Raw genomic sequence first — 26199 nt, forward strand, 5'->3', positions numbered from 1 at the left:
TACGCAACGCCGCTCGGCCTGCCCCTGGGAGGTGGGTATCCGGGCCCGCACCTCCACCCGTCGGGCCGGGTCGGTGCGGCTGGGATCACGGCCGTCGCCCGTCACGGAGGTCGAGCGGAGGTCCGCAGGTCGTGACCTACCGGTCGAGGAACGGCCGAACCACGGGCAGCAGTTCCGCACGCCGCATCACGTCCATGTGCGTGCAGCCCGGCAGCACCGCCAGACGGGCGTCCGGGATCAGGTCAAGGATGGCTGCGGCGTGCTCCAGCCGCACGAAGTCGGTGTCGCCGATGACGAGCAGGGTGGGCGTGGTGATCGCCTGAAGCTGCCCGTCCGGCCAGCCCCGGAAGTCCGCGACCACCGGTTGGGCCTTCTCCAGGAACGCCTCGAAGTGGTCGGGGTCGGGAGCGACCGCGGCGTACGCCTGTTGCATCTCGGCGAAGTCGGCCTCGGTCGGCAGTCGCGGGGAGTCCTGTCGCGGATCGTGGATCTCGGGGTGGTAGCCGTCGGGACGGAAGTGGGTGGCCGCCAGCACCAGACGGTCCACCCGCCCGGGGTGCCGCACCGCCAACTCGGTCGCGACCAGCCCGCCGAGGCTGTAGCCGAAGATATCGGCACGTTCGAGGCCGAGGTGGTCCATCAGCGCCACCACGTCGTCGGCCAGGAAGTCCAGCCGCAACGGTCGGTCGATGTCCTCGGTGTGTCCGTGCCCCTGCAACTCGACACCGATTGCCTGGTGCTGCTCGGCGAGGGCGGGCAGCACCAGGCCGAACGTGAGGTCGACGGTGAGCATCCCGCCGTGCAGCAGGATCAGTGGCCGCCGGCTGCCGTGCACCTCGTAGTACATCCGCAGCCCGTTGACGGTGGCGTATGCCCCCTCGGTACCGGTCGTGGTCACCATGGGTCGTGCCCTTCGCCGTGGTCGGTGGTTCCGGAGGGCAGACCCGCTGACCGCGCGAGACTCATCGGTCGGACCGGGATCGTGCAGTGCCGCCTCGCGGCTCCGACAGCTCCGATCGAAGCCGTCCTGTCAGGCGCCGCGTCGCGCAATCAATGCGGCACTGCACCGGACCCGCGCCGCAGCCGCTGCGGCGCGGGTCCGGTGCAGGCCGTCGACTCCGGCGCGGACCGCCACCCGGACCCGGTCCTGGCGCCGGTGAGCACTCCTCGGACCGCGACATCGACGCCGCTGCGCCGCCCGATCGCGGAGAGGTGAGGAGAGATCCGGGCCGGCGGGTCAGGTGGGCGCGAGAGCCGGCGGTGGGCTCAGAACTCGAAGTCTCCGCCGAGATCATCGCCACCGAAGTCCTCGAAACCCGGGTCTGCGGGTTCGGCCGCCTGCTCGCCCCCGAGCTCCTCGCCGGCGGCGACGTCCTCTGTGGCGTCCTCTGTGGCGTCGAGGTCGTCGCCGAGGAAGGCGTCGGCGATCGCGCTGCCGATGAACGCTCCGGCCACGCTCGCCAGCAGCGTTCCGGCGATCATGCTGCCCATCCCGGGTCCGCCTCGGCCGCCGCCGAGCGTGCGTTCCATCGTTCCGGGCTGCCGCATCTCGGCGCGGGTCGCCATCCGGGCCAGTGACTGCGGGTCGTCCGAGCTGGCTCGCTCCGATGCGGGGACGGCGGTGCTGAGATCTGCGAGGACCTGCTGGCGTTGCTGGGGGGTGAGTTTCGCGAACGCCTCGGCGTGAGCCTGCTCGATCGTCTCGGGAGGTGCGGTGCGCAGCATGTACTGGTACCGCTCGACGGCGAGCTCGTCGGGAGACTTCTGTCCCGTCGCGGCCCGGCCCGTGGACGCGGCGGCGGGGCCTCCTCGAGGCTGCGCGGGGGCTGGGGCGAAGCGCTCCCTGAGTTTGTCGAACAGGCCCATCGGCGGACGTCCTTCTTTCTGGTCGTGGCTGGACTCGAGACACCCGGCGGGCAGCGCGGAGAGGAGGCAGGGCGGACCCCCAGGGAGGCCGGCTCGGCACGTCTTCGTACCGGGACCTCGGCGGGGTTCCGGGGCGCCGCGCCCCATCTTTCGCAAAACTCGCAAAAAGGATGTTCGTGGACCTTAACGGACGGTCCGGCGTGCAGGTTCCCGGCGTGCACGCACCGGAACACGGGTGGGTGGACCCCGCGCGCCGCGCCGCCGGGGTGGCCCCCACCCGTGCCGGATCGGCTACCCCGGGTCCAATCGGCGCGATGGGCTTCGCGCTGCCGGGCCCTGCCCGTCCGTGCCGGGACGGCGCAACCTGAGAGCCGACCACGCACAGCAGGAGAGCAGCAGGAGAAGCGCCCGCGGTGCGGCTCGTCGCGGGAGACCCTGCCGGGAAAGAGGGACCGAACCGTGGCCCCAGGTGATCGCGCCGAGAGTCGAGCGGCTGCCCCGCCCGATCCGCCCCGGGACACCCGCCCCGAAGCAGACGACGCCCCGGCCGTGCAGGGCGACAACGCCGGGCCCGCCGAGGGGAACGCACCCCGTACGGACCCCGAGTCCGCCGCCCTGTGGCCGGCGGACCTGACCGTGCTGATCGGGATCCTGCTCGGCCTCGCCCTGCCCGAGGAGGTGACGATCGGCGCGTGGTGGCTGGTGCCCTCCGCGGAGACCCTGCTGCTCCTCGGGCTCGTGGCTTCCTCTCCCCGCCGGCCCTCGCAGATCGACCGCCGCCGGCGGATCCGGATCGGCCTGGTCGGACTCGTCAGCGGGATCAACGTGGTGGTGCTGCTGCTGCTCGCGGAGCGACTGGTGCAGCGGGCCGGGCTGGACGGGCGGTCCTTGCTGGTGGGCGCCGGAGCGTTGTGGCTGATCGCCGTCCTGCTGTTCGCCGTGTGGTTCTGGGAACTGGACCGGGGTGGGGCGGTGGCGCGGGCCTACCAGGAGGAGGACCCCGTCGACTTCCTGTTCCCGCAGATGACCGAGCCGGGCGCGGCCCCGCCCGGTTGGCGGCCCGAGTTCCTCGACTACCTCTACCTGTCGCTGACGAACGCGGCCTCGTTCGGCCCGGGGGAGACGACTCCGCTGACCCGCCGCGCGAAGGTGCTGATGGGGCTGCAGGCACTCGCGTCGCTGATGACGATGACCATCGTGCTCGCCTACGCCATCAACAACCTCGGATAGGGACACCACCGGCGGGCGCCCGATCAGGTCCGGGCCCGCCGGCCTCACGCAGGCCGCTCGGCCGCGCCGTCGCCTGCCCAGTCCGCGTGCGACGTCCACGCCTGCAACGTGAGCCGGCTGTCGAACCGGCGGGGCTCGCCGCTGATCGGGTCGGTGAACTCCAGCGCGGCGGCGAGCAGCTGCAGGGGGCGGCTGAAGTCGTCCAGCGGGGTCTCGGTGAGCACCGGGTAGAAGTCGTCGCCCAGGATCGGCACGCCCAGCCCGCTCATGTGCAGCCGGAGCTGGTGGGTGCGGCCGGTGGTGGGCGTCAGCCGGTACCGGCCGAGGCCGTCACGGTGCTCGACGAGCTCGACGTGCGTCTCGCTGTTGGGCGGCCCGGGCACCTCCAGTGCGCAGATGACCCCTCGCTCCTTGACGATCCGGCTGCGGACCGTGCGCGGCAGCTCGAGCGCCGGATCGTGCGGGGCGACGGCCTCGTAGGTCTTGCGCACCAGCCGGTCGCGGAACATCGTCTGGTACGCCCCACGGCGTTCGGGCCGGATGACGAACATGATCAGCCCGGCGGTGACGCGGTCCAGCCGGTGGGCAGGGCTGAGCGAGGGCAGGTCGAGGGCCCGGCGCAACCGCACCAGAGCCGTCTCGACGATGTGCTTGCCGCGGGGGATGGTCGACAGGAAGTGCGGTTTGTCCACGACGAGCAGGTCATCGTCGCGGTGCACGATGTTGATCTCGAACGGGACGGGGACCTCGACGGGCAGGTCCCGGTGGAACCACACGAAGGACTCGGGGACGAACGGCGCGTCGGGTGCCACCGGGCCGTCCCGGTCGACGATGCGGCCCTCACGCAGCATCTCGTCGATGCGCTGCGGATCGACCCGGGGCAACCGCTCGACCAGGTGGTCCCGCATGGTCGCCCACGACCTTTCGGCCGGTGTCCGCAGCCGGACGGGGTCGAGGCCGTGCCGCTGAGGCAGGGGGGACCGCAGCTTGCGCCTCATATCGGGCCCCAGCCTAGAAGCCGCGCCGCACCGCTCGACGACCGGTTGTGTTTCGTCCCTGCCGGGCGGGCCCCGCCCTCGGTACGTTGCCGATCAGGGAGGTCCGAATGATGAGCGAGACCATGCAGGGCGCAGATCCCGTAGACACCGCCTTCTGGCACCCGTTCGCGGCGATGGGTGCGGTGCGCCGCGCCGAGTTCGTGCTCACCCGCGGCGACGACGTATGGCTCTTCGACGAGGGCGGGTCGCGATACCTGGACGCGACCGCCAGCCTGTGGTGCGTCAACGTCGGGCACGGCCGCCGGGAGATCGCCGACGCGGTCGCCGCGCAGATGCGGGAGCTGGCCACCTACCAGACCTTCGGGGACATCGCGAACCCGCCGGCTCTGGAGCTGACCCGGCGCCTCGCCGCCCTCGCGCCGGTCCCGGGAGCCAAGATCTTCCTGGTCAACGGGGGCGGCGACGCGATCGACACCGCTGCGAAACTGGCCAGGGAGTACTTCGTGCGCACCGGGGAGTCCGAGCGGACGGTGCTGGTCAGCCGCGAGCACTCCTACCACGGCACGCAGGGTTTCGGGACGGCGCTGGCCGGCATGCCCGGCAACCGCATCGCGGCGCCGTTCGTCCCCGACGTCTCCGTCGTCGCGCACGACGATCCGGCGGCCCTCGAGGCCGAGTTCGAACGGCTGGGGCCCGGCCGGGTGGCGGCGTTCTTCGCCGAGCCGGTGATCGGCGCGGGGGGCGTGCTCCCGCCCCCGCCGGGCTACCTGGAGCGGGTCCGGGAGATCTGCGACCGCCACGGCGTGCTGTTCGTCGTCGACAGCGTCATCTGTGGTTTCGGGCGCCTCGGGGACTGGTTCGGCATCGAGCGGTTCGGCGTCGTCCCCGACATGATCGTCTTCGCGAAGGGTGTCACCAGCGGCTACCTGCCGCTCAGCGGGGTCGTCACGCACGAGCGGGTCGCCGCGCCGTTCTGGGACGATCCGGCCGCCGCTCCGTTCCGGCACGGCGCGACCTACTCGGGCCACCCCGCCGCCTGCGCGGCCGCGCTCGCCAACCTCGACATCCTCGAGGGCGACGGGCTGCTCAAGCGCGCCGAGGACCTCGAGGGCGAACTGCACGCGGCCCTGCGCACGCTCGCCGATCACCCCCTGGTCACCGAGGTCCGCGGCGGCACCGGGGTGCTCGGCGCGCTGGAGCTGGCCCCGGAGCGTCTGGGCGCCGACCCCACCCTGCCCGCGCGGGTGGCGCGGGCCGCGCGCGAGCGTGGTGCCCTCATCCGCCCGATGACCAGCGCGCTCGGCTTCTCGCCGCCGCTGACCCTGCGCGAGGAGCACCTCGACCTGCTGGTCGACGCGGTGCGGGGCGGCCTGTCGGCGGTGCTCTGAGGGGCGGTCCGGTCGGCGCACGATCTTCCCGTGTGGCTCTGATCACGCTAGCGTCCGGGCGCGGGAGGAGGTTCTGTCATGACGGAGACCAGCGAACGGTACGTCGGCAGAAGCGTGCCCCGCCGGGAGGACGCCGCGCTGCTGACCGGGCGGGCGACCTGGACGGACAACATCCGTCTGCCCGGGATGCTGCATTTCGCGGTACTCCGCAGTCCCGTGGCGCACGCCCGGATCCTGAGCGTCGACGTGGGCCCGGCGCTGGCGCTGCCCGGTGTCGTCGCCGCGTTCACCGGCGAGGATCTGGCCGACGACTTCGCCATCGGCCTGCCGTGCGGCTGGCCGGTCACCGAGGACATCAAGATCCCCGACCACCCGCCGCTCGCCCGTGGCGAGGTGAACCACGTGGGCGACGGCGTCGCGGTGGTCGTGGCCCGTGACCGCGCGAGCGCGCAGGACGCGCTCGAGCTGATCGAGGTCTCCTACGACGAGCTTCCCGCCGTGGTGGACGTCGAGGCCGCGCTCGCCGACGGCACGCCGCTCGTGCACGCCGAGCTCGGCACCAACCACTGCTACACCTGGCCGCTGGCCGTCGGTGACGTGGACGCGGCGTTCGCCCAGGCCGACGTCGTGGTCGAGGGTCGCTACCTCCAGCAGCGGGTGATCCCGTCGGCGATGGAACCGCGGGCCGTGGTGGTCAACCCGGAGCCGGTGGGCGGTGGCTTCACGATCTACAGCTCGACCCAGGTCCCGCACTTCGTCCGGGACATCCTCGCCATGATCTGCGGCGTCCCGGACAGCAAGCTGCGGGTCGTCGCGCCGGACGTGGGCGGCGGGTTCGGCTCGAAGCTCAACGTCTACGCCGAGGAGGCGCTCGCCCTCGCGCTGGCCCGGCGGCTCGGCGCACCGGTGAAGTGGGTCGAGGGGCGCTCGGAGAACCACATCGCCACCACCCACGGCCGGGGCCAGGTGCAGCGCATCGCGGTCGCCGCCACCCGCGAGGGCACGATCCTCGGCATGCGGGTGAACCTGCTCGCGGACATGGGCGCCTACCTCCAGCTGCTCACCCCGGGCATCGCCGTGTTCGGCGCGTTCACCTACTGCGGCCTCTACGACTTCGGCGCGTACTCGTTCGAGTGCCGGGGGGTCTTCACCAACCTCACCCCGACCGACGCCTACCGCGGCGCCGGCCGCTCCGAGGCGGCCTACGCCCACGAGCGGATCATGGACGACCTCGCGCGGGCCCTGGACATGGACCCCGCCGAGGTCCGGCTGCGCAACCTCATTCCGCCGTTCAGCCAGCCGTGCACCGTCCCGTCCGGTGTCATGTACGACTCGGGCGACTACGACGCCTGCATGCGCAAGGCTCTCGACCTGGTGGGCTACGAGGACCTGCGCAAGGAGCAGCAGCGCCGCCGCGAGTCCGGGGACCCGGTGCAGATCGGCATCGGGATCGGCAACTTCACCGAGAGCGGCGGGCTGTCGCCGTCGAAGGTCGCCGCCGGGGTCCGGCTGCAGAGTGGCGGCTGGGAGGCCGCGACCGTGCGGATGACGATCAGCGGCAAGGTCGAGGTCGTCACCGGAACGTCGCCGCACGGCCAGGGCCACGAGACGGTGTGGGCCCAGATCGCGGCCGACGCCCTGGGCGTGCATCCCGACGACGTGGAGGTGCTGCACGGCGACACCGCCGTCGCGCCGTTCGGCCGGGACACCTACGGCTCGCGGAGCCTGCCGGTCGGCGGGGTCGCGGTGCACCTGGCTGCCGGGAAGGTCGCGGAGAAGGCGAAGAAGATCGCGGCGCACCTGCTGGAAGCGGCCGAGGACGACATCGAGTTCTCCGGCGGCCGGTTCTCCGTCGCGGGCACCCACGCCCCGGGGGTGACGATCCAAGAGGTGGCGATGGCGGCCTCGCTGGCCGCGAACCTCCCCGACGGGATGGAGCCCAACCTCACCGCGGACACCCACTTCGACCCGCCGAACTTCACCTGGCCGTTCGGCACCCACATTTGCGTCACCGAGGTCGACACCGAGACCGGGCGGGTCCGGATCCAGCGCTATGTCGCGGTGGACGACTGCGGGCCGATCGTGAATCCGGCGATCGTCAACGGGCAGTTGCACGGCGGCATCGCACAGGGCGTCGCGCAGGCGCTGTACGAGGAGGCGCGCCACGACGACGCCGGGAACCCCACGACGGCGACCCTGGCCGACTACACCGTCCCGGCCGCCTCCGACCTGCCGAACTTCGAGCTGGACCAGACGGTGACCCCGTCGCCGACCAACCCCATGGGCGTCAAGGGCATCGGCGAGTCCGGGGCGATCGGGTCCTCGCCCGCGGTGATGAACGCCGTGATCGACGCCGTCGCCCACCTCGGCGTCACCCACATCGACATGCCGGCGACGCCCGAGAAGGTCTGGCGGGCGATCCAGGAAGCCCGGTAGCGAGGAGGACGAGACATGGTTGCCATCAACTGCGACATGGGCGAGGCGTTCAGCATCTACCGCTGCGGTGATGACGAGGGGCTGATGCCCTACATCACACTCGCGAACGTGGCCTGCGGCTTCCACGCGTCCGACCCGATGGTCATGGCGGACACGGTCGCGCTGGCCAAGCAGCACGGGGTGAGGGTGGGCGCACACCCTTCGCTGCCCGACCGCCAGGGCTTCGGCCGCCGCGAGATGAAGATGGACCGTGACGAGCTCACCGCCTGCGTGATCTACCAGGTGGGCGCGCTGTCGGGCTTCCTGCAGGCCCAGGGAATGGCGCTCAATCACATCAAGCCGCACGGCTCGCTGTACGGGATGGCCGCCCGCGACGAGCAGGTGGCCGAGGCCGTCGCCGACGCCGCCGAGGTGTTCGGCGTGCCCCTGATGGGCATGGCCGGCACGGTGCACGAGCAGGTCTGGGGCAGCCGCGAGGCCGGGTTCATCGCCGAGTACTACGCCGACCTCGACTACCGCGACGACGGCTCGCTGATCATCACCCGGCAACACGCCGCGTTCGATCCCGCCGAGTCCGCGAAGGGGGCGGTGCGCGCCGTCACCGAGGGCGTCGCCACGTCCGTGGGCGGCAAGGAGATCCCGGTGCGCGCCGACTGCGTGTGCGTGCACTCCGACACCCCGAACGCGGTGGAGCTCGCCAAGGCGGTCAACGAGGCCCTGGCGCCCTACCTCGACTAGCCCACCCCGACCGAAGAGGAGTCCGATGCCGCGTCACGAGGTCGTCTCGCCCATTCCCGGTGTCTTCTACCGCCGACCGGACCCGGACAGCGACCCGTTCGCCACCGAGGGCCAGAACGTCGGCGCCGACGACACGGTGTGCCTGGTCGAGGTCATGAAGTCCTTCCACCAGGTGCCGGCGGGCGCGGCGGGCACGGTCGTGGAGTTCCTCGTCGAGAACGAGGACGTGGTCGACGCCGGTCAGGTGGTCGCGATCATCGACGGCGCCGGGGACGGCGGGTGAGACGCCTGCTGGTCGCGAACCGGGGCGAGATCGCCGTGCGGATCATCCGCGCGGCCCGCGACCTCGGGATCTCCACGGTCGCGGTGCACAGCACCGCCGATGCGGAGGCCCCGCACGTCCGGCTCGCCGACGCCGCGGTCGAGATCGGGCCACCCCAGGCGACCAAGAGCTACCTGGTCGTCGACGCGATCCTGGAGGCCGCGCGGTCGTCCGGGGCCGACGCGGTGCATCCCGGGTACGGCTTCCTCTCCGAGCGGGCGGCGTTCGCCGCGGCGGTGACGGACGCCGGGCTGACGTTCGTCGGCCCGGACGCCGCGGTGATCGAGGAGATGGGGGACAAGGTGCGGGCCCGGCAGGTCGCCCGGGCCGCCGGGGTACCGACCGTGCCCGGCACCGAGGACGGCGTCGACGACGTGGCGGCCGCCGTCGCCGCGGCGGCCGACATCGGTTATCCGGTGATGCTCAAGGCGGCCGCGGGCGGCGGGGGCCGGGGGATCCGGGTGGTCGCCGACGAGGCGGAACTGCGCTCCGGTTTCCCTGCGGCCTCGGCCGAGGCGGCCAGCGCGTTCGGGGACGGCCGGATGTACCTGGAGCGGTTCGTCCGCCGGGCCCGTCACGTCGAGGTCCAGGTCCTCGGCGACGGCGACGACGTCGTCCACCTGTTCGAGCGGGAGTGCTCGTTGCAGCGCAGACGGCAGAAGATGGTCGAGGAGGCGACCGCCCCCGGGATCGACGCCGACGTGCGGGCCGCGATGACCGACGCGGCGGTGCGGCTGTCCCGCGAGGTGGGGTACCGCAGCGCGGGGACGGTCGAGTTCCTCGTTGATGATGATGCCGATGAGTCATCGGATCAGCGGTTCTTCTTCATCGAGATGAACACCCGCATCCAGGTGGAGCACCCGACCACCGAGCTCGTCACCGGGGTCGACCTGGTGGCCGAGCAGCTGCGGATCGCGACCGGTGAACCGCTGCGGTTGCGGCAGGACGACGTCACGGCCCGGGGGAGCGCCGTGGAGTTCCGGATCTGTGCCGAGGACCCGGACAGGGACTTCCTGCCCGCCCCCGGGAAGGTCGGCCGGGTGTCGCTGCCGGGCGGGCCGTGGGTCCGGGTGGACACCTGGCTGGAGCCGGACTCGCAGGTCTCGCCCTTCTACGACTCGTTGCTGGCCAAGGTGGTCGTGTGGGGCGAGGACCGGGAGACCGCGCTGCGCCGGTCCCGTCGGGCACTCGCGGAGTTCGCGGTGGACGGGGTGGCGACCACGGCCGGGATGTTCACCGAGCTGCTCGACGAGCCGTGGTTGCAGGCGGGGGACTTCCACACCGGAACGCTCGAGGGCTGGCTGGGCCGGCGGCGGGCGGCGGCAGACCAGGGAGGGCACGGATCATGACGACCGCGCAGGTGCAGGACGCCCGCTACAGCTGGGGCGGGGACGAGCACATCTTCGTGGAGCTGGCCGAGGACATGAGCCTGCAGGCCAACTTCCGGGCCATGGCCATCACGAAGCTGCTGCGCGAGCAGCGCCCCGACGGGGTGCTCGAGATCTGCCCGGCCAACGCGTCCTACCAGGTGCGCTTCGACCCCGACGTGATCGAGCCCCGGGCGCTGCTCGCACAGCTGCAGGACCTCGAGAAGCAGGTCGGCGACGCACACGAGCTCACGCTGCCGACCAGGGTGCTCGAGATCCCGGTGCTCTACCGGGACCCGTGGACCACCGAGACGCTGATGCGCTTCCGGGACCGCCACCAGGATCCGGAGGCCACCGACATCGAGTACGCGGCGCGGATCAACGGCTTCGCCGACGCCGACGAGTTCATCGCCGCGCACTCCCGCTCGCCGTGGTTCACCTCGATGGTCGGCTTCGTCGCCGGGCTGCCGTTCATGTTCCAGATGGTTCCCCGGGAGCGTCAGCTGGTGGTGCCGAAGTACCTGCGGCCGCGCACCGACACCCCGAAGCAGACCGTCGGGTACGGCGGCTGCTTCGCGTGCATCTACTCGGTGCGCGGTGCCGGCGGCTACCAGATGTTCGGCATCACCCCGGCGCCCATCTACGACCCGACCCAGAAGCTGCCCGACTTCAGCGACTTCATGGTGTTCTTCCGCCCCGCCGACATCGTCAAGTTCACGCCGATCGACCGGGAGCGCTACGACGCCCACCTCGCCGAGGTGGAGGCGGGCACGTTCCGGATCCGCACCCGCCCGGTGGACTTCAGCCTCCAGCCGTTCCTCGACGACCCCGACGGTTACAACGCCCGACTGCTGGAGGTGCTCCGTGCCGATTGAGGTGCGCAAGCCCGGCCTGTCCACCACGGTGCAGGACGCCGGCCGGACCGGCTACTACGATCTCGGCATCCCACCCTCCGGCGCGCTGGACCAGTATTCGCTGCGGGCCGCGAACCTGCTGGTCGGCAACCCGGTCGGGGCCGCCGCGCTCGAGTGCGTGTACCTGGGCCCGCAGCTGGTCTTCACCGAGCCCGCGGTGGTGGCCGTGGCGGGCGCGGAGATGGCCCCGCGGGTCAACGGGGAGGGCCGCCCGCTGTGGGAGTCGTTCGACGTGCGGGCCGGCGATGTGCTCGACTTCGGCTACATCAAGGCCGGCGCGCGGGCCTACCTCGCCGTCTCGGGTGGCATCGACGTCCCGGAGGTGCTGGGCAGCCGCTCGACCTACGGGCTCGGGGCGCTCGGCGGCCTGGAGGGCCGGCCGCTGCAGGAGGGCGACACCCTCCCGCTCGGCGCCGGTGACGGAACGGCCGGGCGGAGCGTGCCGGAGGACCTGCGGCCGGCGCTCGGCAAGGACAACGAGGTCCGGGTCGTGATGGGCCTCTACGACCACCGGCTGACCGAGGCCGGCCGGAAGACCTTCCTCGACACGACCTGGACGCTGACCCCGGTGGCCGACCGGATCGGGTTCCGCTACAAGGGTCCGGCGCTCGAGACGGTCGAACGCGAGCAGCCCTTCGGCGCGGGCCACGACCCGTCGAACATCGTCGACGCGCCCTACCCGATCGGCTCGATCCAGGTGCCCGGCGGCGTGGAGCCGATCATCCTGCACCGCGACGCCGTCTCCGGCGGCGGCTACATGATGATCGCCACGGTGATCAGCGGGGACCTGGACGTGGTCGCCCAGTCGGCGCCCAACACCCGCACCCGGTTCATCGAGCTCGACCTCGACGCGGCGCTGGCCGCGCGGGCGGACCACCGGCGGCGGGTGCAGCGGTTGCACGAGGCGCTGGGCTGATCCGGCGACCACGGAGCGTCTCCGTTTGGGTGCGGCGAGCGGGGGAATCCGTGCGCCCATCCGAGCGAGGGTCCCCATGGTCACGAGCAGGACGCAGGTCCGGCGCCGCCCCGGGCCAGCGGCGGAGCCGGGCACGACCGAATCCGACCCCGTCGCGGTCGCGGTACGCGCCGGCCTGATCTACGTGACCGACACCGTTGCGGGCATCACCCGGGAACGCCACGCGGACGGCTGGCTCTACCGCAGGCCGGACGGCATCCTCATCGTCGGGCAGGGGGAGCGGTCGTGGATCGATGCGATCGGCATCCCGCCCGCGTGGACGCACGTGTGGATCAGCCCGACCCCGCAGGGGCACATCCTCGCCACGGGGCGTGACTCCCGTGGACGCAAGCAGTATCGGTACCACCCACGCTGGCACGAGGTCCGCGACGCCACCAAGTACCACCGGATGACCGAGTTCGGGGAGGCGCTCCCCGGGCTGCGCCGGCGGATCGACGACGATCTGGACCGCCCCGGCCTTCCGCGCGAGAAGGTCATCGGCGCCGTGCTGCGGCTGATGGACGAGACCCTGATCCGGATCGGCAACGAGGAGTACGCCCGGCAGAACCACTCCTACGGTCTCACCACGCTGCAGCACGAGCACGTGCGGATCGAGGGCTGTACGACGGTCGCCTTCGAGTTCCGGGCGAAGTCCGGCAAGGAGCAGCGGGTCCGGCTGAGCGACCCGCGTCTGGCCACCGTGGTGCGCGAATGCCACGAGCTGCCCGGCCACGAGCTGTTCCAGTACACGACCGATGAGGGCCGGGTGGCGCGCGTCGGATCGGCCGACGTCAACGCCTACCTGAAGGCCGTCACCCGGGCCGCCTTCACGGCCAAGGACTTCCGGACCTGGGGTGGCTCGGTGACGGCCGCCGAGACCCTGGTGGAGCTCGGTCCGCCGCGCTCCACCGCCGATGCCCGGAGCAAGATCGTCGCGGCGATCGATGCGGCGGCGGAGCGGCTCAACAACACCCGTGCGGTGTGCCGGAAGAGCTACGTGAACCCGCGGGTGCCCGAGTCGTACGTCGACGGTTCCCTCGACGACGCGTACCGGCACGCCCCGGCGCTGGAGCGGCTGCGGACCTCCGAATCGGCGATGCTGATCGTGATCACGACGTGATGCAGATTGCGCCATTGCTGTGGCGGCGCCGACAATCTGCGCCCTGCAGTCGAGCGGGTCAACTCGTGATCATTTCGTGATAGCTTTGCGTTGACCTGCTGAAACGGCCATTGAGGGCTCATATTTCGCCATTCAACGTGACAATCCTCACCCCGATTTTCCCTGACGAAGTCGCTTCCGGTCTCCGTAGTGTCGTTTCTCGTTGGCCCGGTACGGGCTGACCGAAAAGCATCCGGATCCGCCGCGCCTAGCCCTGTCCCGCGGTTTCGGTCCGTTGAGACATGAAGACGGGACAGGGACGAGGTAGCGGTTCCGGGCGTTTCTCCCCAACGCCCGGGAGTTCGGCCGGCATCGGTGTTGTCTCCCCCGTGCCGGCCGGCTGTCGTGCGGATCCTCGGCGGTGCGGGTGGAGCGGACTCAGCATGGCTTCTCGACGCAGTTTCTTCTCGGCCCGCCGGCTCATGGGCCTGGCGGCGGCCGGCGCCGTGGCGATCGGCATCCCGTTCGTCGCGACCGGAACCGCGAACGCGGTCCCCGCGTCCACGTGGGACAAGCTCGCGCAGTGTGAGAGCAGTGGCAACTGGAGCATCAACACCGGCAACGGTTTCTCCGGCGGCCTGCAGTTCACCCCGTCGACGTGGAAGGCCTTCGGTGGCCAGGGCGCCGCGCACAACGCGAGCCGCGAGCAGCAGATCGCCGTGGCCGAGCGGGTCCTCGCGGCCCAGGGCTGGGGCGCCTGGCCGGCTTGCTCGGCCAAGCTCGGCCTGCGCTGACGCGCGTCCGGTGGGTGCGTGCTCCCTCGCCACTTCGTGGCGTACGCGCCCACCGGGCATCGGCGTGTTCGACGCGCCTCGACGACCTCCGTTGCGCGGTCGTTCCGAAATGGGGCCGGCCGTCCATCGGCGGCGCCATTGTTTCGTGTGACCCGCATGAGGACACAGCGGAGTTCCTCGGCGGTAATCGCTTCCAGCGCGCAGTGGCGCATGCGGAGCCAGCGCAGCACCGGGATCGCTCGGCGGAGCGGTCCCGGTGCCCGCGAACCCTTCGGCGTGCTGCCGCGTCTGTTTCAGCTCCGGGTGTCGTGATCAGGAAGTCCGCGAATGCAGTCACCACTCCTCCAGCACCGGGTAGCTGCCGGCACCGGAGGAGAACCACCGGTAGGTGAGGGTCGCGGGCTCGTCCTGCGCCTGCACGCGCAGTGCGAGCGCCACCTGCTCGAAGTCCCTCCGTCGATAACCGCGGACGTCGAACCGCGCGAACGAGGAAGCTCATACCCGGCAATCGAGCCGCCTCAGCCTGCCGTGCCCACGGCGGAGGGACTCCGCTCGACGGTCCTCCGTCGCGACGGTTCCCTCGCTCCGCCGTCAGCCCCGCCGGCCGGCCAGGACCGCGTTCACGATCCACCGGACCTGCTCGACCGCGTACTCGATCGGGGCGCTGGGCTGCACCAGGTGGCTGAGGGTCAACCGGACGAAGACCTCGACGAGCGACTCGATCGCGTCGGCGCCGTCGGGGCCGGTGATCGACAGATCCGGATGGACTGCCCGTACCTGGGCGGCGATGGCCGCGACCGCCCGCTCGAGCACCGGCTCGGGCCGGACGGCCACCAGCGGCAGCAGATCGTCCGCGGCACCGTGCGCGGCCGAGACGATGGCCTTGATCAGCGGGTTGTCGGCCGCCTCCCGCAGGGTGTACTCCACCGCCGCGCTCAGGCCTGCCGGCAGGTCCCCGGAATGCAGCGCCAGCCGCTCGGTCACGCCGGCCAGGAAGCGGTCCGTCTCGCGGGTGACCATCGCCTCGGCGAGCGCGTCCTTCGAGCCCACCTCGTTGTAGACGCTCTGCCGGCTCACGCCGACCCGGGCCGCCACCCGGGACATGGTGACCGCGTCCCATCCCCGGTCGCAGGTGATCTCGGTGGCGGCGTCGAGCAGCTGGTCGCGCAACAGCGAGCGGACGCGGGCGTGGAATCCCTGCCGGGCGCTCATCGCCTCACCGTACATCTGGCGCGTGATCGTCGGCACTGTTTACAGTGTGACCTCATCTGTCGACGGTGGGAACAGTTCCCGACGTGACGTCTAGAAGAGGGAGGCGCGTTGACCACGAGTCCCATCGACGAGCGGGTCCGGCTCGCGGGTGACGGCCCTGTGCTCAGTGAGGCCGAGTCACGTGCGGTACGCCGCGGCGTACCGGATCCCGGGATCCCGCTGCCACCGGCTGCGACCCCGACGCTCACGCTGTTCTTCGGCTCCCTCGTGGTCTGGGGCGTGGCGACCTGGCTCGCGCTGGGCGAGCACGCCCCGTTCTGGGTGACCATCCCGCTGCACGCGCTGGTCACCTTCACCATGTTCACGGTGCTGCACGACGCGATCCATCACGCCGCCGGGCGGATGAACTGGGTCAACGAGGTCTTCGGGCGGCTGTCGGTGCCCTTCGTGGCCTGCTACGCGAGCTTCGGCATGTTCCGGTTCATCCACATCGAGCACCACCGCAACACCAACGAGGACATCGACACCGACCCGGACGCGTGGACCACCCACGGCCCCTGGTGGCAGCTGCCGCTGCGCTGGCTGTCGATCGACGGCCGCTACGCGGTGTTCTACCTCCGGCGACTGCGGACCCGTCCGCGCGGTGAGCGCCTCGAGACCATGGCCACCGTGGGCCTGACCCTGCTCGCGTTCGGTGGGCTGATCGCCACCGGGCACGGGTGGGAACTGGCGTTGATCTACCTGATCCCGCAGCGCATCGGGGTCGGCGTGCTGGCCTGGTGGTTCGACTGGATGCCCCACCACGGGCTGACCGCCACCGCCCGGCAGAACCGGTTCGCGGCCACCCGGGTGCGGGTCGGCATGGAGTGGCTGCTGACCCCCGTCATGCTCTACCAGAACTACCACCTGGTGCATCACCTGCACCCCGCGATCCCGTTCTACCGGTACGTCAAGGCGTGGCAGCGCAACGAGAAGGCCTACCTGAGCCGAGACGTCCCGATCATGACCGCGTGGGGGCGTGAGCTCACGGCGTCGGAGTACCGCGCGTGGCGCCGGCTCACCGCGTCGTTCCACAGCGAGGAGGCGCCCGGTTCGACGGCCGAGACGTCGGAGTTCCACCCGCTGACGGTGGCCGAGGTCCGGCCGCTCACCGCGGACAGCGTCTCCATCAGCTTCGAGATCCCCGAGTCCCTGCGTGAGCGTTTCCGGTTCACGCCGGGCCAGCACCTCACCCTGCGGACGACCGTGGACGGCGCGGAGATCCGCCGCACCTACTCGCTGTGCACGTCGGCGACCTCGGACCTGGTCCGCATCGCGGTGAAGCGGATCGACGGCGGTGCGATGTCGCGCCACCTCACCCAGGAGATCGCCGCGGGCGACGTGCTGGAGGTGGCGCCCCCCTCGGGCCGGTTCACGCTGCACCCGGCGTCGGCGAAGGGCCGCCACCACGTCGGGATCGCCGCCGGCAGCGGCATCACGCCGATCATCTCGATGCTGTCCACCGCGCTGACGGAGCACGAGGACAGCCGGTTCACCCTGCTCTACGGCAACCGCACCGCCGAGTCGACGATGTTCCGCGACGAGCTGGAGATGCTCGCCCGCCAGTTCGAGGGCCGGTTGCGGATCGTCCACTTCCGTTCCGAGGCCACCGACTCCGAGCCGGGGTCCGGCTTCGAGCGGATCGTCTGCGGGCGGATGGACACCGCGCAGCTCACCTCGCTGTTCGACGACGCCGTGTCACCCCGGGAGGTCGACGGCTGGTTCCTGTGCGGACCACAGCAGCTCGTCGACGACACCCGCGCGCTGCTGACGGACCACGCGGTCCCGGCCGAGCTGGTCCATGTCGAGCTGTTCCACGCCGAGCCGGCCCGCGCCCTCGATGCGGGCGTGGCGAGCACCATCACCGCGACGGCCGGCGGGCGCACGTCGGCGGTCGACACCGACGGCCACGAGTCGGTCCTCGAAGCCGTCCTGCGCGGCGGGCTGGATGCTCCGTACGCCTGCATGGGCGGGGCGTGCGGCACGTGCCGGGCGAAGCTCGTCCGTGGCACCGCGGAGATGGAGCTGAACTACGCCCTCGGGGCCGACGAGCTCGCCGCGGGTTACGTGCTGACCTGCCAGTCCCGGCCGACCTCGGAACGGGTCGAGCTGGACTACGACGCCTGACCGCCTGACTGCGTCGATCCCGCTGCATGCGTGACCGGGCGCCGGCGTCTGCACGCCGGCGCCCGGTCCGTGTCACCCTGGGCGATCCGATCCCGGAGCCGGTCGCCGGAGTGAGTGGGGGAGCAGACCCAGCTGACGTTCGACATGGCCCGCACGCTGGCGGCGACGTGGCTCCCGGGCGACGAGGTGGTCGTCACCCGGCTGGACCACGACGCCAACATCCGCCCGTGGGTGCTGGCGGCCGAGGCCGTCGGTGCCGCAGTCCGCTGGGCGGACTTCGATCCCGAGACCGGTGAGCTGGCCCCCGAGCAGGTGGCGGCGGTGCTGTCCCCGCGTACCCGGCTCGTCGCCGTGACCGGGGCGTCCAACCTGATCGGGACCCGGCCCGCGATCCCGGAGATCGCCCGCCTCACGCACGGCGTGGGTGCGCTGCTCTACGTCGACGGCGTGCACCTGACCGCGCACGTGCTCGTCGACGTCGGGCGGCTCGGTGCCGACGTGTTCGCGTGCTCGCCGTACAAGTTCCGCGGGCCGCACTGCGGGGTACTGGCCGCCCGCCCCGGGCTGCTGGAGGGCCTGCACCCGCAGAAGCTGCTGCCGTCGACCGATGCGATACCCGAGCGTTTCGAGCTCGGCACCCTGCCCTACGAACTGCTCGCGGGTACCACGGCGGCCGTGGACTTCCTCGCGTCACTGGGACCCGGCAGCACGGCCATCTCCCGGCGCGAGCGCCTCGTCGCCGCGATGACCGGGGTCGAGGAGCACGAGGACCGGCTGCGGCGGCGCATCGAGGACGGGCTGGCCGAGATGGCGGGTGTGGTCGTGCACTCGCGGGCCGCCAGCCGCACCCCCACCCTGCTGGTGTCCGTGCGGGACCGCGCCGCCGCCGAGGCCTACGAGTACCTGGCGACGCTGGGGATCAACGCACCGGCGGGTTCGTTCTATGCGCTGGAGGCGTCGCGGTGGCTCGGCCTCGGCGACAGCGGTGCGCTGCGGATCGGGCTCGCTCCGTACACCGACGACTCCGATGTCGACCGGCTGCTCAAGGGGCTCGCGGAGTTCACGGCCCGGCACTGACACCGGTGCCGGAGCGGCTGCTGTCGTCGCTGTCACGAGAGGTCGACGCCGCGCCGGATGCTGGTACCGCTGGGCCGAGTCGTTCGGCGTCGTGGTTCGGGCATGCTCGACGGCCACGTCGCACCCATCCGGACGGACCCATGGGAGCTGAACTCGAGCGGGGCCACCTCTTCTTCTGTTACCGGCCGCGAGTGGACGTGCAGCGGGCCACGGGACTGCTGGACGTGCAGCGCTTCTACATGATCATGAAGCCGGACGGGAAGCGGCTCTTCCGGCGGATCATCATGGGCCGCAAGCGCCTGCCGGACCTGGCCGCCCACGAGCGGGAGTGGGCGTTCGTCGACCGCGTGAGTCCCGACCCGGTGGAACTGGAGGACGAACTGGATCCCCGTTCGTACCGCACCCGGACCCGTGGGCCGCGGGTGGCGGCCCCGGCCCGGCCCGCCGGTGAGAGCGTCTACATGATCGCCCGGCACGCCACGCACACGCATCTGGCGTACGTACTGGAACTGCCGAACTCCCCGGGGCCCGTGCAGCGGGATCTGCGCATCACCGACGAGGCCAGTTTCGTCGTCACGGTGCGCAACCCCGACGCGGATCCGGGGCCACGGGCCGGCCTGCCCCCGGCGCGGCGGCCCGACTACCCCGAAACCCTGAGCGCCGAGTTCACCGGCAGGCGTTTCATCGAGCTGGATCCCCCGGAGTTCCTGGACTACCCAGGCACCGAGATCGTGCTGGTCGGGGCCACTCACGATGCCGAGCGGGAGCTCGGCGTGCGGCTGCGTCCGCAGCACCGGACGCCGGACTCGGCGGCGTTCTTCAGCGAGCTGGGAATGGAGCGCGACGTGCATCCGCTGGCTCCGCTGACGAGCGGGGAGTGGGAGTGAGGTCCCGGCCTGCCGCGCCGGTGCTCGACCGCCCTCGCGTCAGCGGCGGTGGGCCAGGTCCGCGGCCCCCACGATTCCGGCGTCGGCCCCGAACTGGGCGATCCGCACCTCGGCCGTCGGCCGGTGCCCACGTCCGGTCAGGTGCTTGCGGAACGTGGTCTCCACCGGCACCCGGAGCAGGTCGCCGGCCTGGCACACGCCGCCCCCGATCACGAACACGGCCGGGTCGAGGATCGCAGCCAGCTGGGCCAGGCCCCGGCCGAGCCACTTGCCGAGCTCGTCGAAGCACCCCAGCGCCACCACGTCGCCGGCCTGGGCGGCCTGGGTCACCATGTACCCGGTGATGTACTGCGCCTCGCCCCCGGCGAGGCGCAGCAGCTCCCGGGCCATCGACGGGGATACGCTCGCCTGCTCCTGCGCCTCCTGGAGCAGCGCGCGCCCGCTGCCGTACTGCTCCCAGCAGCCCTGCAGACCGCAGCCGCACCGCCGGCCGTCCGGGACGATGTTGAGGTGGCCGACCTCGGCGGCCAGGCCGAACCGGCCCCGCACCAGCTCACCGCCGAGCACGATGCCCCCGCCGATCCCGGTGCCGATCGTCAGGGTGACGACGTAGTCCTCGCCGCGGGCGGCCCCGAACCGGACCTCGGCCCACGCCGCGGCGTTGGCGTCGTTCTCGACCACGACCGGTAGCCCGAGTCGCTGCTCCAGTGCCTCGCGGAGTTGCTCGTCACGCCAGGCGAGGTTCGGCGCGAACATGACGGTCGAGCGCTTCTCGTCGACGAAACCGGCCGCGCCGAGCCCGATCGCGACGGCGCTGTGCGTGCTCAGCAGTTCGCGGACCGCGTCGACGATCGTGTCCTGGACCTTGGTCGGGTCCTCCGCCGGGGTGTCCCGGCGGGTGCGCACGACGATCCGGCCCTCGTCGTCGACGACCCCTGCAGCGATCTTCGTGCCGCCGATGTCGACGCCGATGGCCAGTGCGTCGTCCGTCCGGGCCGGGGCGGTCATGACGCCCGCCGGGCCAGCTCGCGCCGGGACAGGCTCCCGACGTCGACGTCGTCGAGCGAGGAGACGACGAGGTCGGCCTTCGCGTCGGCCAGCAGTGCCTCGTCGCCGGCGCGGGCCAGGCCCAGCGCCGCCATCCCGCCGGCCTTGGCGGCTTCCACCCCGCTCGCCGCGTCCTCCACGACGAAGCAGTCGCCCGGGTCGGCGCCGAGCTCCGACGCGGCGGTCAGGAAGATCTCCGGGTGCGGCTTGCCCTGGGCGAAGTCGCGCCCGGAGATGTCGGCGTCGAAGAACTCGAGCAGGGTCAGGCCCGGGCGGATGAAGTCGTACTGCAGTCCCTCCCGCTCGGCGAAGGTGTCGAGCCGGATCTGGCGCAGGAACAGCCCCGCGTTCTTCGACGACGACGCGGCCGCCGTGGGGATCCCCGCGGCCCGGACGGCCAGGATGAACCGCAGCGCGTCCGGGTAGGCCTCGAACTCGCCGGCCTCGATCAGCTTGATCACCATGTCCTGCTTGCGCGCGGCGTAGGCCTCGACCCGGTCCTGGGCGTCCGGCACCTCGAAGTGCTCCAGGGCGGCGAGCGCCCCGCTCATCCGGGGCTTGCCGGACATGACCTGCTGGTAGACCTGCGGGGTGAAGCGCTCGTCGGACCAGGTGGTGCGGTCGCGGATGCCGGCCCAGTCGGTCTCCATCAGCTCGCGCAGCGACTCCTTCCACGCGCGCTCGTGCGGCGAGTCGACGAGCACACCGTCGACGTCGAAGATTGCTCCTTGGAATCCCGTTGCGGGCATCGCCGTTCCCTTCGGGTCGTGCGTGATCTACCTGGGCGCCGGGCTGGACAACGGAGGGAGCGCGAAGACCCAGCCGTCGCCCGCGCCCAGCGTCCGGACCTCCTCGCCGACACCGACCTGCACCGGGCCCCGGAAACCCTCGGCCCGGGCGAGCACCGTCAGCTCCTCGCCCTTGATGGACACCCGGATCGAGGTGCCCCGGAACTGCATCGAGAACGCGACGCCGTCGAGCCGGTCGATCAGGCGCGGCGCGAAGTACAGGACCCCGTCGCGGACGCTGCTGCCGAGGTAGCCGCGCTGCAGCAGGTCCAGCGTCCCGGACATGACACCCATGTGGATGCCCTCCTTGGTGGTGCCGCCCTGGACATCGCTGATGTCGCTCTCGAGCGCCACCATGAACCGTTCCCACGAGCTCTCCGGGTCCAGCTCGGCCAGCACGCCGGCATGGGTGATCAAGCTCAACGTCGAGCCGTGGGAGGTCCGGCGGTCGTAGTAGTCGATGGTCCGGGCGGCGATGCCCGGGTCGTAGTCGTACCCGAGGCGCTCGAACAGACTGCGGAGCTCGGCGGGGGAGAAGAGGAAGAACAGCATCACCGTGTCGGCCTGTTTGGCCAGCTGGTAGCGGTCGGGATCGTCGCCCTCGGCCTTGAGGATGCGGTCCAGACGTTGAATGTTGGGGTGTGCGGCCCGGTAGCGGTCCCAGTCGAGCTCGATGAGCTCCTCATAGCCCTCGAACTGGCTGATGACGTCCCCGTCGGTACTGCTGTGGAACGGCACGAACATCCGCCGGCTCATGTCCTGCCAGGTACGCAGCTCGTCGTCGGTCAGCCCCAACCGGGCGCGCAGGGCGGTCCGGCGGCTGGCCGGCAGCAGGTCGAGGACCCGCGGCGCAGTGTCGGTGATCCAGGCGACCATGACGTTGGTGTAGGCGTTGTTGCGCAGGCCGTCCGCTTCCGCGCCCGGGTGCCGCTCGTGGAACTCGTCGGGTCCCATCACCCCGTGGATCTCGTAGCGCTCGTGCTCCGGGTTGAAGTGCGCGATCGAGGCCCAGAACCGGGTGATCTCGAGCATGAGCTCGGCGCCGTAGTCGCGGAGGAACTCCAGATCGTCGGTGGCCTGGTAGTAGTGCCAGACGTTGTAGAAGATCGCGGCGTTGACGTGGCGCTGGTTGTGGCTGTGGTCGGGGTCCCACTGTCCGGAGAGCGGGTTGAGGTGGACGACCTGGGTCTCCTCGGTGCCGTCGCTGCCGCTCTGCCACGGGAACATCGCGCCCCGGTAGCCGGCCTCGGCCGCGGCGGCCCGGGCTTCGGTGAGCCGGCGGTAGCGATACATCAGCAACCCGCGGGTGATCTCGGGCAGCCGGAAGTTCAGGAACGGGTAGACGTAGAGCTCGTCCCAGAACACGTGCCCGCGGTAGGCCTCGCCGTTGAGGCCGCGAGCCGGGACTCCGGCGTCGTGCCGCGCGGTGTGCCGTGAGCAGACCTGCAGGACGTGGGCGACGTGGAACCGCAGGAGCAGCTGCGCGCGTGGTTCGCGGGGCAGCTCGACGTCGCAGTCGTCCCACAGCTCGGTCCACGCCGAGGTGTGCTCGGCCAGCGCGTCGGCGAAGTCCGGGTACCGCAGGACGTGCCGGCCCGCGGCGATGAGCGTCTCGCTGATCGCGTTGTCGTGCGAGGTGAACAGGGAGACCAGCTTCTCCACGCGTACCGGGCGGCCCTGCTCGACATCGAAGGCGAGGACCTGCTGGATGTAGTCCTCCATCTGGTAGAGGCTGCGGCCGACGCCGAGTGGCTCCCCGTCGGCGAAGACCCGGGTCCGGGCGGCCTCGGAGACGTAGATGTTGGACTGCCGGGTCTGTGCCTTCAGGGCGATGACCTCCGAGCCGAACGTGCGGGGGGAGACCGGGTTCAGGTGCCGGCCCTCCAGCTCGCGGTAGCGCGCGACCATCTGGTTGCTGACGCGCCCGTCCAGCGCGGAGATCACCTCGACGTGGCCCGACCAGTTCTCCGGGGTGATGGTCCACTCGATGGCGGCCTGATGGCTGTGCGCCATGCTCACGAAGCGGTTGCTGAGCAGTGACGTCTCCCGGCCCGCGCGATCGCGGAACCGCACGGCGCGGCGCACCATCGCGAGCCGGATGTCGTAGGAGTGCTCGTAGGACAGGATCTCCACGTTGGCGAGGCGGATCGCCTCCTCGCCCTCGATCCGAAGCTTGAGCACCAGCCAGTTGGACAGGTTGACGAGGTCCTCGTTGTGCACCGGGCGACCACCCATGATCGTGGTCTCGCGGTTGTAGCCGCCGTGCGCGTAGGTGCCGGGGTAGTGGACGGGGCCGACGTCCTCCCACTCGGCCGTGCCCCGGGTGCAGAAGTAGCCGTTGCCGGTGGAGGTCAACGCCTCCCGCAGACTCTCGGCTCCCGTGTCGAAGTGGTCGTAGGAGATTGTGAAGTCCTGCACGGGTCCCCCTCGGGGATGATCAGCGTGCCAGCGTGCTCAGGAGTCGTTCTACTTCTGCGGGCGACGACAGGACGAAGTCGGCGGCCGTCGGCCGCCCGGCCACCTCCGGGTCGTCGGGGTGACCGACGATGATGCCGACGCCGCGCCCGGACAGGACCCGGAAGGCGTCCTCGTCGGTGACGTCGTCGCCGAGGTAGAGGGGCACCACGTCGTCGGAGTCGAGGCCGAGTGTCGTGAGCAGGTACTCCACGGCCCGGCCCTTGTTCCAGTCGATCTTGGGCTGCAGCTCGTAGACCATCTTCCCGGGGGTGACCTTGAGCTGCCCCTCGTACTCCGCGAGCACCGCGTCCACCGTGGCGGCCGTGCGCGGGTGCTGGTCCGGATCGACGAGCCGATAGTGCAGCGCGACGGAGGCCTTCTTGGGTTCGATCACCACCCCCGGGACCGCCCCGAGGTCGGAGCGCAGCCGGTCGGTCACCTTCGCGATGAGATCGGAGAACCCGGAGCCCGCATCGTGGGCGATGGTGCCCTCCTGCGGGCTCCAGATGTCGAACCCGTGGCTACCCGCCACGACCAGGTCGTCGATGCCCATGAGCTGCTGCACCACGGTCCGGTCGCGGCCGCTGACGACGCACACCGGGCAGCGCCGGGCCAGCGCCCGGACGGTGTCGCGCATCCCGTCCGAGATCAGCGCGTCCTCCGGACGGTCGACGATCGGGGTGAGGACCCCGTCGTAGTCGAGGAACACCGCGGGGCGCCGGCCGGCCAGCTGCGCGGTGAAGCGGTCGGCGTCGTGCAGCGCGTGTGGCAGGTCGCGGACGGTCGCCGCGGGTGCGTTCATGGATCAGACCATCTCCTCCAGTTCGCGGCCCTTCGTCTCCTGCACGAGCCTGATCACGAAGAAGATCGACAGCAGGGCGAAGAAGGTGTAGACGCCGTAGGCCAGGCCCAGCCCCACGGAGGCCAGCGCCGGGAACGTCGTGGAGATGATGAAGTTCGCCACCCACTGCGCCGCGGCGGCGATGGACAGGGCCATCGCCCGGATCCTGTTGTTGAACATCTCGCCGAGCAGCACCCAGACCACGGGGCCCCAGGTCGCCCCGAAGAACACGACGTAGAGGTTGGCGGCGACGAGCGCGATCGGCCCGGCCGCGCCCTCGAGCGTCGGCTGGCCGTTCACGACCGGCGCGGTGCCGAACAGGAAGGCGAGGGTGCCCAGGCAGACGAACTGGCCGATCGCGCCGATCAGCAGCAGCGGCTTGCGGCCGATGCGGTCGATCAGGGCGATGGCGATGATCGTCGTGAGGATGTTGGTCACCGAGGTGATCACCGTGATCGCCAGCGCGTCCTGCTCGGCGAAGCCGACGGCCTGCCACAGCACCGACGAGTAGTAGAAGATCACGTTGATGCCGGTGAACTGCTGGAACACCGACAACCCGATTCCCACCCAGACGATCGGCAGCAGCCCGAAGCGCGGGCCGCGGACGGTGGCGAAGCTGCCCTTGTCGGTCTTGCCGGCCAGGGTGCGGCGGATCTCGGAGATCTTCCATTCGATGTCGCCGCCGACGAACCGGCGCAGCACGTAGGCCGCCTTCTCGTTCTCCTGCTTGGCGACGAGGTAGCGCGGCGATTCCGGGATCGTCAACGCGAGGGAGCCGTAGGCGAGCGCGGGGACCAGCAGCGAGAGGAACATCCAGCGCCACGTCTCCAGCCCGAACCACAGCGGTGCCGAGGCACTACCGGACGCCGCGACCAGGGCGTAGTCGACCAGGAGCGCCACGAAGATGCCGGTGACGATGGCCATCTGCTGCAACGACCCGAGACGGCCGCGCATGTGGGCCGGTGAGATCTCGGCGATGTAGGCGGGCGCGATGACGGACGCCGCGCCGACGCCGAGCCCGCCGACGAGCCGCCAGAACGCGAGATCCCAGATCGAGAAGGCGAGGCCGGAGCCCAGCGCGCTGATGGCGAACGCCACGGCGGCGAGGATCATGACCCGGATCCGGCCGTACCGGTCCGCGATCGCCCCCGCGAACCAGGCGCCGATCGCACACCCGATCAGCGCCGCGGCCACCGCGAAGCCGAGGACCAGCGGTGAGGCGCCGAACTGCTCCCCGACGGCCTTCACCGCGCCGTTGATGACGGCGGTGTCGTAGCCGAACAGGAAGCCGCCGAGCGCCGCCGTCGCGGTGACCAGGACGGTGCGGCCGGTGCTGGGTCCGGCCACGCCCGTCTGCCCGTACTCGTCACCGGTCTGCTGGGATGCGTCGCCTGGTGTCGTCGCCACGTCAACCTCCCTGGGTGGCTGGACGAGGCGTGCTCCACGCGTTGCGGAACCCGCCCGCTGGTGGAGTGTGTGCAGCGCCACAATACGTGCGCAAGGGGGTTCCCACGCAGGGGCCGCACGGGGGAGCGGCGCTGGTGGATGCCGGTGGCCGCTGCTCCGACCGGCGGCTTCCACGGCCTCGGCCGGTCCGGTTCACACGGCCCACCCGGC

General features: G+C 71.3%; 22 protein-coding genes. 13 read left to right on the forward strand and 9 right to left on the reverse strand.

From position 1 onward, the window contains the following. Positions 1-136: 136 nt before the first annotated feature. Together HF519_RS12680 and HF519_RS12685 are read right to left on the reverse strand one after the other, a co-directional pair. Entirely contained in the window at positions 137-901 is a 765-nt protein-coding gene (locus tag HF519_RS12680; RefSeq protein WP_169413120.1) for an alpha/beta fold hydrolase, read from the reverse strand. Between the two features lie 365 nt (positions 902-1266). Continuing rightward, positions 1267-1866, reverse strand: coding sequence for a hypothetical protein (locus HF519_RS12685; protein ID WP_169413121.1), 600 nt, complete (start codon positions 1864-1866; stop codon positions 1267-1269). A gap of 459 nt (positions 1867-2325) precedes the next feature. Here HF519_RS12685 and HF519_RS12690 point away from each other — a divergent pair, with 459 nt between their 5' ends. Continuing rightward, complete coding sequence (locus HF519_RS12690; protein WP_169413122.1) at positions 2326-3096, forward strand: hypothetical protein; 771 nt, start codon at positions 2326-2328, stop codon at positions 3094-3096. A gap of 44 nt (positions 3097-3140) precedes the next feature. On the opposite strand, the gene HF519_RS12695 is transcribed toward HF519_RS12690, so the two are convergent. Continuing rightward, positions 3141-4094: an RluA family pseudouridine synthase gene (locus HF519_RS12695; protein ID WP_169413123.1), complete on the reverse strand. Its 954-nt coding sequence runs from the start codon at positions 4092-4094 to the stop codon at positions 3141-3143. 107 nt (positions 4095-4201) lie between these two features. Here HF519_RS12695 and HF519_RS12700 point away from each other — a divergent pair, with 107 nt between their 5' ends. From HF519_RS12700 to HF519_RS31300, 9 genes are all read left to right on the forward strand, one after another. Then, the gene (locus HF519_RS12700) at positions 4202-5482 is read left to right on the forward strand and encodes an aminotransferase family protein (protein ID WP_246243349.1); all 1281 of its coding nucleotides are present in this window, start codon (positions 4202-4204) and stop codon (positions 5480-5482) included. A gap of 78 nt (positions 5483-5560) precedes the next feature. After that, positions 5561-7918, forward strand: coding sequence for a xanthine dehydrogenase family protein molybdopterin-binding subunit (locus tag HF519_RS12705; protein ID WP_169413124.1), 2358 nt, complete (start codon positions 5561-5563; stop codon positions 7916-7918). Positions 7919-7933: 15 nt separating this feature from the next. After that, on the forward strand, positions 7934-8656 hold the full coding sequence (locus HF519_RS12710; RefSeq protein WP_169413125.1) for a LamB/YcsF family protein: 723 nt from the start codon (positions 7934-7936) through the stop codon (positions 8654-8656). A 25-nt stretch (positions 8657-8681) separates the two neighbouring features. Next, positions 8682-8939 carry an acetyl-CoA carboxylase gene (locus tag HF519_RS12715; RefSeq protein ID WP_169413126.1) on the forward strand — a complete coding sequence of 86 codons (258 nt, stop codon included), beginning with the start codon at positions 8682-8684 and terminating at the stop codon, positions 8937-8939. Continuing rightward, positions 8936-10327, forward strand: a complete 1392-nt coding sequence (locus HF519_RS12720; RefSeq protein ID WP_169413127.1) for an acetyl-CoA carboxylase biotin carboxylase subunit — start codon at positions 8936-8938, stop codon at positions 10325-10327. The genes HF519_RS12715 and HF519_RS12720 overlap by 4 nt, the downstream gene beginning before the upstream one ends. Next, positions 10324-11220, forward strand: coding sequence for a 5-oxoprolinase subunit B family protein (locus tag HF519_RS12725; protein WP_169413128.1), 897 nt, complete (start codon positions 10324-10326; stop codon positions 11218-11220). Before HF519_RS12720 ends, HF519_RS12725 begins: the two co-directional genes overlap by 4 nt. Beyond that, positions 11210-12175, forward strand: coding sequence for a 5-oxoprolinase subunit C family protein (locus tag HF519_RS12730; protein ID WP_169413129.1), 966 nt, complete (start codon positions 11210-11212; stop codon positions 12173-12175). The genes HF519_RS12725 and HF519_RS12730 overlap by 11 nt, the downstream gene beginning before the upstream one ends. 76 nt (positions 12176-12251) lie before the next feature. Further along, positions 12252-13334 carry a DNA topoisomerase IB gene (locus HF519_RS12735; RefSeq protein WP_169413130.1) on the forward strand — a complete coding sequence of 361 codons (1083 nt, stop codon included), beginning with the start codon at positions 12252-12254 and terminating at the stop codon, positions 13332-13334. A 422-nt stretch (positions 13335-13756) separates the two neighbouring features. Then, positions 13757-14107: a transglycosylase family protein gene (locus tag HF519_RS31300; RefSeq protein WP_169413131.1), complete on the forward strand. Its 351-nt coding sequence runs from the start codon at positions 13757-13759 to the stop codon at positions 14105-14107. A gap of 591 nt (positions 14108-14698) precedes the next feature. Here HF519_RS31300 and HF519_RS12745 read toward each other — a convergent pair. Beyond that, entirely contained in the window at positions 14699-15319 is a 621-nt protein-coding gene (locus tag HF519_RS12745) for a TetR/AcrR family transcriptional regulator (protein WP_169413132.1), read from the reverse strand. A 108-nt stretch (positions 15320-15427) separates the two neighbouring features. On the opposite strand from HF519_RS12745, the gene HF519_RS12750 reads away from it, so the two are divergent. From HF519_RS12750 to HF519_RS12760, 3 genes are all read left to right on the forward strand, one after another. Continuing rightward, the gene (locus HF519_RS12750; RefSeq protein WP_211169933.1) at positions 15428-17485 is read left to right on the forward strand and encodes a fatty acid desaturase; all 2058 of its coding nucleotides are present in this window, start codon (positions 15428-15430) and stop codon (positions 17483-17485) included. A gap of 114 nt (positions 17486-17599) precedes the next feature. After that, positions 17600-18562 (forward strand): cysteine desulfurase-like protein, encoded by a 963-nt coding sequence (locus HF519_RS12755; RefSeq protein WP_312860076.1) that lies wholly within the window; start codon positions 17600-17602, stop codon positions 18560-18562. Between the two features lie 140 nt (positions 18563-18702). Next, complete coding sequence (locus HF519_RS12760; protein WP_169413133.1) at positions 18703-19449, forward strand: hypothetical protein; 747 nt, start codon at positions 18703-18705, stop codon at positions 19447-19449. A gap of 39 nt (positions 19450-19488) precedes the next feature. Here the strand turns inward: HF519_RS12760 and HF519_RS12765 are convergent, their stop codons facing one another. From HF519_RS12765 to HF519_RS12785, 5 genes are read right to left on the reverse strand one after another with little or no spacing between them, the layout of a single operon-like run. Continuing rightward, on the reverse strand, positions 19489-20457 hold the full coding sequence (locus HF519_RS12765; protein WP_169413134.1) for an ROK family glucokinase: 969 nt from the start codon (positions 20455-20457) through the stop codon (positions 19489-19491). Further along, positions 20454-21245, reverse strand: coding sequence for an HAD family hydrolase (locus HF519_RS12770; protein WP_169413135.1), 792 nt, complete (start codon positions 21243-21245; stop codon positions 20454-20456). The genes HF519_RS12765 and HF519_RS12770 overlap by 4 nt, the downstream gene beginning before the upstream one ends. A gap of 27 nt (positions 21246-21272) precedes the next feature. Further along, positions 21273-23702, reverse strand: a complete 2430-nt coding sequence (locus tag HF519_RS12775) for a glycoside hydrolase family 65 protein (RefSeq protein ID WP_169413136.1) — start codon at positions 23700-23702, stop codon at positions 21273-21275. A gap of 19 nt (positions 23703-23721) precedes the next feature. Next, positions 23722-24543 carry a trehalose-phosphatase gene (gene otsB / locus HF519_RS12780; protein ID WP_169413137.1) on the reverse strand — a complete coding sequence of 274 codons (822 nt, stop codon included), beginning with the start codon at positions 24541-24543 and terminating at the stop codon, positions 23722-23724. Positions 24544-24546: 3 nt separating this feature from the next. Then, the gene (locus HF519_RS12785; RefSeq protein WP_169413138.1) at positions 24547-25989 is read right to left on the reverse strand and encodes a sugar porter family MFS transporter; all 1443 of its coding nucleotides are present in this window, start codon (positions 25987-25989) and stop codon (positions 24547-24549) included. Between the last annotated feature and the right edge of the window lie 210 nt (positions 25990-26199).

The sequence above is a fragment of the Pseudonocardia bannensis genome, from assembly GCF_012911875.1.
GTDB classification, from domain to species: domain Bacteria; phylum Actinomycetota; class Actinomycetes; order Mycobacteriales; family Pseudonocardiaceae; genus Pseudonocardia; species Pseudonocardia bannensis.

Excerpts from the sequence above, each read along its gene's own strand:
- otsB (WP_169413137.1), bottom strand. The coding sequence starts at position 24,543 with ATGAACGCACCCGCGGCGACCGTCCGCGACCTGCCACACGCGCTGCAC.
- HF519_RS12685 (WP_169413121.1), bottom strand. The coding sequence starts at position 1,866 with ATGGGCCTGTTCGACAAACTCAGGGAGCGCTTCGCCCCAGCCCCCGCG.
- HF519_RS12745 (WP_169413132.1), bottom strand. The coding sequence starts at position 15,319 with ATGAGCGCCCGGCAGGGATTCCACGCCCGCGTCCGCTCGCTGTTGCGC.
- HF519_RS12765 (WP_169413134.1), bottom strand. The coding sequence starts at position 20,457 with ATGACCGCCCCGGCCCGGACGGACGACGCACTGGCCATCGGCGTCGAC.
- HF519_RS12705 (WP_169413124.1), top strand. The coding sequence starts at position 5,561 with ATGACGGAGACCAGCGAACGGTACGTCGGCAGAAGCGTGCCCCGCCGG.
- HF519_RS12725 (WP_169413128.1), top strand. The coding sequence starts at position 10,324 with ATGACGACCGCGCAGGTGCAGGACGCCCGCTACAGCTGGGGCGGGGAC.
- HF519_RS12715 (WP_169413126.1), top strand. The coding sequence starts at position 8,682 with ATGCCGCGTCACGAGGTCGTCTCGCCCATTCCCGGTGTCTTCTACCGC.
- HF519_RS31300 (WP_169413131.1), top strand. The coding sequence starts at position 13,757 with ATGGCTTCTCGACGCAGTTTCTTCTCGGCCCGCCGGCTCATGGGCCTG.
- HF519_RS12695 (WP_169413123.1), bottom strand. The coding sequence starts at position 4,094 with ATGAGGCGCAAGCTGCGGTCCCCCCTGCCTCAGCGGCACGGCCTCGAC.
- HF519_RS12710 (WP_169413125.1), top strand. The coding sequence starts at position 7,934 with ATGGTTGCCATCAACTGCGACATGGGCGAGGCGTTCAGCATCTACCGC.
- HF519_RS12760 (WP_169413133.1), top strand. The coding sequence starts at position 18,703 with ATGGGAGCTGAACTCGAGCGGGGCCACCTCTTCTTCTGTTACCGGCCG.
- HF519_RS12735 (WP_169413130.1), top strand. The coding sequence starts at position 12,252 with ATGGTCACGAGCAGGACGCAGGTCCGGCGCCGCCCCGGGCCAGCGGCG.
- HF519_RS12680 (WP_169413120.1), bottom strand. The coding sequence starts at position 901 with ATGGTGACCACGACCGGTACCGAGGGGGCATACGCCACCGTCAACGGG.
- HF519_RS12770 (WP_169413135.1), bottom strand. The coding sequence starts at position 21,245 with ATGCCCGCAACGGGATTCCAAGGAGCAATCTTCGACGTCGACGGTGTG.
- HF519_RS12700 (WP_246243349.1), top strand. The coding sequence starts at position 4,202 with ATGATGAGCGAGACCATGCAGGGCGCAGATCCCGTAGACACCGCCTTC.